The sequence below is a fragment of the Aquitalea sp. ASV15 genome (assembly GCF_016429115.1).
Classification (GTDB): domain Bacteria; phylum Pseudomonadota; class Gammaproteobacteria; order Burkholderiales; family Chromobacteriaceae; genus Aquitalea; species Aquitalea magnusonii.
Genome location: NZ_JAELTZ010000096.1, coordinates 1 through 6,300, shown reverse-complemented (window position 1 = coordinate 6,300; position 6,300 = coordinate 1). Strand labels below are relative to the sequence as shown.

6 protein-coding genes are annotated in these 6,300 nt (G+C 63.0%); 5 read left to right on the top strand and 1 reads right to left on the bottom strand.

What is annotated here, in order from left to right; translation table 11 throughout:
- Nucleotides 1-118: 118 nt before the first annotated feature.
- Nucleotides 119-958 (bottom strand): bifunctional hydroxymethylpyrimidine kinase/phosphomethylpyrimidine kinase, encoded by an 840-nt coding sequence (gene thiD, locus JHD64_RS20650; protein ID WP_110313435.1) that lies wholly within the window; start codon nucleotides 956-958, stop codon nucleotides 119-121.
- Between the two features lie 73 nt (nucleotides 959-1,031).
- Here thiD and JHD64_RS20645 point away from each other — a divergent pair, with 73 nt between their 5' ends.
- The 5 genes from JHD64_RS20645 to JHD64_RS20625 form a co-directional block, all read left to right on the top strand.
- Nucleotides 1,032-1,196: a rubredoxin gene (locus tag JHD64_RS20645; RefSeq protein ID WP_045845915.1), complete on the top strand. Its 165-nt coding sequence runs from the start codon at nucleotides 1,032-1,034 to the stop codon at nucleotides 1,194-1,196.
- 170 nt (nucleotides 1,197-1,366) lie between these two features.
- Nucleotides 1,367-1,795: a CopD family protein gene (locus JHD64_RS20640; RefSeq protein WP_199055434.1), complete on the top strand. Its 429-nt coding sequence runs from the start codon at nucleotides 1,367-1,369 to the stop codon at nucleotides 1,793-1,795.
- 53 nt (nucleotides 1,796-1,848) lie between these two features.
- Complete coding sequence (locus JHD64_RS20635; protein WP_199055432.1) at nucleotides 1,849-2,319, top strand: CYTH domain-containing protein; 471 nt, start codon at nucleotides 1,849-1,851, stop codon at nucleotides 2,317-2,319.
- Between the two features lie 154 nt (nucleotides 2,320-2,473).
- Nucleotides 2,474-3,751, top strand: coding sequence for a glutamate-1-semialdehyde 2,1-aminomutase (gene hemL, locus JHD64_RS20630; protein ID WP_059285103.1), 1,278 nt, complete (start codon nucleotides 2,474-2,476; stop codon nucleotides 3,749-3,751).
- Between the two features lie 156 nt (nucleotides 3,752-3,907).
- Nucleotides 3,908-6,300: DEAD/DEAH box helicase (locus tag JHD64_RS20625; protein WP_233170639.1), on the top strand; the 2,393-nt coding region annotated here is incomplete at its 3' end.

The following is a 6,300-nucleotide window of genomic DNA, read 5'->3' as shown; positions in this document are numbered from 1 at the left end:
GGTATTGGCGCTCTTGTTGCGGTATTGCAGGATGGCCACGCCGTTGTCCAGCACGCGGCTGACCTTGGCCAGCAGTTGCTCACTGTCCTCCGCCTCTGGCGATACCGCATACAAGCCCTTAATCACTGTCACCCTCTGCTCCTTCGTCTTCGCGGGCCCAGAACATCCGGTCCGGAATGCTTTGTCCCATGCCGGGGCGGAAACCCGCCACCAGGCTCTGATAGGTATATTCCTGCGCTTCACGTACTGCCTCGGGCAGCATCAGGCCGGTGGCCAGCATGCCGGCAATGGCCGAGGCCAGGGTGCAGCCGGAGCCATGATAGCTGCCGGGCAGCCGCTCCCAGCGGTCGGCGCGTACTATGCCGTTGGGACTGTACAGACTATTTATGACTTCTTTGGTATTTTCGTGGGTGCCGGTAATCAACACATGCGGGCAGCCCAGCGCCAGCAGCCGCTTGGCTGCTTCGTCCAGGCTCAGTTCCTCGTCTTCGTCCGGGTCGTTCATCGCCAGCCGGCGGGCTTCCATGCTGTTGGGGGTGATGATGGACACCTGCGGAATCAGCAAATCGCGCATGGCGGCAATCAGGTCGTCATCGGCCAGTTCGTGGCCGCCGCCGCTGCGCAGCACCGGGTCCAGCACCACCGGCACGTCCGGGTAGTCGGCAATCAGCTGCGCCACCACCGCCACGTTTTCCACGCTGCCCAGCATGCCGATCTTGAACACCAGCACCGGAATGTCTTCCAGCAGAAAGCGCGCCTGGTCGTTGACCAGGTCGGAATCCAGCACCATGAAGTCATCCACCCCCACGGTATCCTGCACGGTGATGGCGGTAATGACCGACAAGGGATGGCAACCCAGGCTGGCCAGGGTGAGGATGTCGGCCTGGATGCCGGCGCCGCCGGAGGGATCGGAGCCGGCCAGGGTCAGTACGGCGGGCGGAGGGGGCAATGTGGACAAGGCGGTAACCTCTTTGGTCAGATCGTGCAGCAGCAATTAGAATGACTATTTTAACCGAGCTTGGGATAAACGTATGCGCACCTGGATGTGTCTGATCTGCGGTTTCATCTACGACGAGGAAGCCGGGCGACCGGAAGATGGCATCGCGCCGGGAACTCCGTGGGAAGATGTGCCGCCCAACTGGACCTGTCCCGATTGCGATGCCCGCAAGGACGATTTCGAAATGGTGGAAATCTGATCGCTTGCCGGCACGCATGCACTCACGGCACGCATGCCGTGGCAAGGAATGTGGCATGAATTGTCACGGCCGAAAAGGTGCCTGACAGACATTTATGCGCAAATACCGGGTCAGCTGCCTGCCGGCAGGCTGTTTCACGTGAAACATGGCAGTGCAGCAGCACTGCCCCCATGGAGTCTGAATTGGCTTACCTGTATCTCAAGGCTTTTCACATCATTTTTGTCACCTCGTGGTTTGCCGGTCTGTTTTACCTGCCGCGCATCTTCGTCAACCTGGCCATGGCCGCGCCGGGTGCCGAGTACGACCGCCTGCTGTTGATGGCGCGCAAGCTGTATCGCTTCATGACGCCGCTGGCGGTGCTGGCTCTGGCTCTGGGCATGTGGCTGTGGCAGGGCTTTGGCATTGGTGGTGGCTGGCTGCATGCCAAGCTCACCCTGGTGGCGCTGCTGATTGCCTATCACCTGTACTGCGGCAAGCTGTACCGCGACTTTGTTGCCGGGGCCAATCGCCACAGCCATGTGTGGTACCGCTATTTCAATGAAATCCCGGTGCTGGTGCTATGCGCGGTGGTGATTCTGGTGGTGGTCAAACCCTTCTGAATGTAGTGGGCTCACAATGAGCCGGGCGATGCGCCCGCAACAGGAAAACAAGCATGGGACTGGAAATCGAACGCCGTTTTGTCATTGCCAATGATGGCTGGCGCGGCCTGGCCGCAGGCGTGCAATACCGTCAGGGTTATCTGTCGGTAGAAAAGGAACGCACCGTGCGGGTGCGTATCGTGGGCGATCAGGCCTGGCTCACCCTCAAGGGCAATATCAGCGACATCAGCCGCCACGAATTCGAATACGCCATCCCGCTGGCCGATGCCCAGACCATCATGGATGCCATGTGCCCGATGGTGGTGGACAAGCTGCGTCACCGTATCGAATTTGGCGGCTTTGTCTGGGAGGTGGACGAATTCTTCGGAGAAAACGCCGGGCTGGTGCTGGCGGAAATCGAACTGCCGGCCGAGGACACCCCGTTTGCCAAGCCGGACTGGGTGGGCGCAGAAGTCACCACAGACGGGCGTTATACCAATGCCTATCTGTCCAAGAACCCCTATACCAGCTGGCCGCAGCGCTGAAATGCCAACACTGCCCCGCCCGGCTGTGGAAAAATAACGCTTTCGCCAGCATGGATACCGTATGGCGCACGGCACATGCTCTGCGCCACTGGCAAACCAGATTCAGCGGCAGCAAACCACACGGTTTGCGCCCTACCCGTCATAAGGAAACCGCATGTCCCGCAATCTCGAACTGTTTGAACGTGGCAAGAAAACCATTCCCGGTGGCGTCAATTCGCCGGTACGCGCCTTTGGCTCGGTAGGCGGCACGCCGCGTTTTGTGAAAAAGGCGCTGGGCGCACATTTCTGGGATGCCGACGACAAGCAGTACATCGACTACATCGGCTCCTGGGGCCCGGCCATTGTCGGCCACGCCCACCCCACCGTGATCAAGGCGGTGCAGGATGTGGCGGTGGATGGCCTGTCCTTTGGCGCACCTACCGAAGCGGAAATCGAGATTGCCGAGGAAATCTGCAAGCTGCTGCCTTCGGTGGAGCAAGTACGGCTGGTATCTTCCGGCACCGAAGCCACCATGAGCGCCATCCGCCTGGCGCGTGGCTTTACCGGCCGTGATGCCATCGTCAAGTTTGAAGGCTGCTACCACGGCCACTCCGACAGCCTGCTGGTGAAGGCCGGTTCTGGCCTGCTGACCTTTGGCAACCCGTCTTCCGGTGGTGTTCCGGCGGATTTCACCAAGCACACCCTGGTGCTGGAGTACAACAACGTCGAGCAGCTGGAACGCACTTTCCGGGAAATCGGCGAGCAGATTGCCTGCGTCATCCTGGAGCCGATTGCCGGCAACATGAACCTGATCAAGCCGTCGGCAGAATTCGTGCACGCCCTGCGCGCCCTCACCGAAAAACACGGCACGGTGCTGATCTACGACGAAGTGATGACCGGTTTCCGCGTTGATCTGGGCTGCGCCCAGGCGCTGCACGGCGTCAAGCCAGACCTCACCACCCTGGGCAAGGTGATTGGTGGCGGCATGCCGCTGGCGGCTTTTGGTGGCCGTGCCGACATCATGGGCTGCATCTCGCCGCTGGGTAATGTGTATCAGGCCGGCACCCTGTCCGGTAACCCGGTGGCCGTGGCCGCCGGCCTGACCACGCTGAAGCTGATCCAGGAACCGGGCTTCCATGCCACCCTCAGCCGTCGCACCGCCCGTCTGGCGCAGGGCCTGGCCGAAGCCGCCAAAGAGGCTGGTGTCAGCATGGTGACCGACAGCGTGGGCGGCATGTTCGGCATTTACTTCTGCGATGCCGTACCCACCAGCTACGCCCAGGTGACCGCCTCCGACCGCGAACGCTTCAACCGCTTCTTCCACGCCATGCTGGACGAAGGCGTGTACCTGGCCCCGTCGGCTTACGAAGCCGGTTTTGTCTCCATCGCTCATACCGACGAGATCATCGAACAGACCATCGCTGCCGCCCGTCGCGCCCTGGCGCGTATCTGAGCCCACGGCTCACCAATGGCTGCTGTTTTGTAGCCGCCTGGCAGATCAACCGTCCACCTTGGTGGGCGGTTTTTGTTTGCTGTTGCCGCCCGGCAGATCTGCCATCAACAGCGGGCTTAAGGCACAATAGCCCGCTGTTTTCCCATTTCCCTGCTGATGAATACCACCACCTCGCAGCGCCTGGCCTGGCGCATTCTGGCCAATGAAGCCGGTATCCGCCTCACTCCCTGCATCCAGCAACGGGAGGACGCGGGCTGGAGCCGTGGCCGCGTGCTGCCCTTGGGGCGCTTGCTGGATCAGGCCGCGCAGTGGGACTGGCTGAGCGCGCAGGACCGGCTGGTAATCAGCCAGCTTGAGCGTACCCATCAGCTGGCCGATGGCAGCAGCCTGGCCGAGCTGGAAGGTGAAGCCGCCCTGCCTTTGCTGCTGGGCCATCCGGCGCTGTTCTGGGAAGAACAGCCCGATCAGCCCGTCACGCTGGAAGCGGGCCAGATCAGCCTGCTGCTGCAGCGCCAGCAACAGCAGATGGTGTTGCAACTGAGCCCGCCCGGCATTGCCGCCTGCCAGCATTGCCTGTGGCAGCGTAGCGGGCCAAACAGCCTGCTGCTGTACTGGCCGGGGCCGGAAATCCGCCAGCTGGCTGCCTTGCTCGGTCACCGCCTGACTGTGCCCGTGGCCGCACGCAAAAAGCTGCTGGAAGCCATCGGCGACATGCTGCCGTGGCTGCCTGTCGAGCTGGTGGAAGCGGACGATGGCGCCGACCTGCCCGCCATGCCGGCCGACCCGCGCCTGTTTGCCGTGCTGGTACCGCTGCCGGAAGGCTTGCGCCTGCAACTGCGCTGCCGGGTGGCCGAGCAGGCCGCCTGGTATCCTCCGGGGCGCGGGCCATGGCAGCAAGTAGCCTTGTCTCAGGGCCAGGCCATCCGCTTACAGCGCCAGTTGAGCGAGGAAAAACAGGCGCTGGCCACTTTGCTGGAGGATTGCCCGGCGCTGGCGAGCGCCCGGCCCGACCCGGATGGCGTACTGCAATGGCTGCTGGCCGACCAGCAACAGGCCCTGCAAGTCGTACAGCAGTTGCAGCAATTACAGGCCATCGCCCCGGCGCGGCTGGAATGTGTCTGGCCGCAAGGCCAGCGCATGCGCATCCAGGCGCAGGCCGGTTTGCCACAGCTGCGGCTGAAAACCAAGCGCAAGAACGGCTGGCTGGAAGTGACGGGTGAGGTGCAGGTGGATGAGGACCGGGTACTACAACTGCGTCAGTTGCTGGAAGCCTTGGCCAATCAGCCCGGGCAGTATCTGCGCCTGTCCGAGCAGGACTGGCTGGCCTTGTCCGACAGCCTGGTCGCCCGCTTGCAGCAATTGGCCCGTCTGGCCGATCACGCGGTGGCTGATGGCTTGCGCCTCAGCCTGCTGGCCGCCCCGCTGCTGGCCGGGCTGGGTGAGGACATCGGCCAGTTTGACGGCGACGCCGGCTGGCAGCAGTTGCAACAAGGCTGGGACAGCCTGGCTACCTTTCAACCGGAGGTCCCCGCCACCCTGCAAGCCAGCTTGCGGCCCTATCAGCTGCAAGGCTTTGCCTGGCTGTCGCGGCTGGCGCATATCGGTGCCGGGGCTTGTCTGGCCGACGATATGGGGCTGGGCAAAACGGTGCAGACGCTGGCGCTATTGCTGGCCCGCGCGCATCTGGGCCCGCAACTGGTGGTGGCGCCTACCTCGGTGGCGCTCAACTGGCTGGCCGAGGCCGCCCGCTTCGCCCCCAGCCTGCGCTTGCGCCCTTATCAACAGCAGCGCGACTTATCCACAGTCGGGCCGCAGGACCTGGTGATTGCCAGTTACGGCCTGCTGCAATTGCAGGCGGACGATTTTGCCGAGGTGCACTGGGCCAGCGTGGTGCTGGACGAGGCGCAGGCCATCAAGAATGCGGGTACCAAGCGTGCACAGGCGGCACAAAGCCTGCGGGCCGATTTTCGCCTGGCGGCCAGCGGCACGCCGGTGGAAAACCATCTGGGTGAGTTGTGGAGTTTGTTCCGCTTTATCACGCCCGGTTTGCTGGGTAATGAGGAGCGCTTCCAGCAGCGCTTTGCCCAGCCCATCGCCGAGGGCGACGAACAGGCCCGCGCCACGCTCAAGGCGCTGATCCAGCCTTATCTGTTACGCCGCACCAAGGCCGAGGTGCTGACCGAGCTGCCACCGCGCACCGACATCACCCGCCGTATTGCCCTGTCCGAGCAGGAGCTGCATGTGTACGAGGCCATGCGCCAGCAGGCGCTGCAAAAGCTGGCCGAGGTGGACAGCCAGGACAAGAAGACCATGCAGGTGCTGGCCGAGCTGACCCGCTTGCGCCGCTTCTGCTGCCACCCGGCCTTGTTACAGCCGGACACCGCCCTGCCCGCCAGCAAGTTTGCCTTCTTTCGCCAACTGATGACCGAGCTGCTGGACAACGGCCACAAGGCGCTGGTGTTCAGCCAGTTTGTCGATCATCTGGCCCTCGCCCGGCAATGGCTGGACGAACAAGGCATTGCCTACCAGTATCTGGACGGTGCCACACC

Excerpts from the sequence above, each read along its gene's own strand:
- JHD64_RS20635 (WP_199055432.1), top strand. The coding sequence starts at position 1,849 with ATGGGACTGGAAATCGAACGCCGTTTTGTCATTGCCAATGATGGCTGG.
- hemL (WP_059285103.1), top strand. The coding sequence starts at position 2,474 with ATGTCCCGCAATCTCGAACTGTTTGAACGTGGCAAGAAAACCATTCCC.
- JHD64_RS20640 (WP_199055434.1), top strand. The coding sequence starts at position 1,367 with ATGGAGTCTGAATTGGCTTACCTGTATCTCAAGGCTTTTCACATCATT.
- JHD64_RS20645 (WP_045845915.1), top strand. The coding sequence starts at position 1,032 with ATGCGCACCTGGATGTGTCTGATCTGCGGTTTCATCTACGACGAGGAA.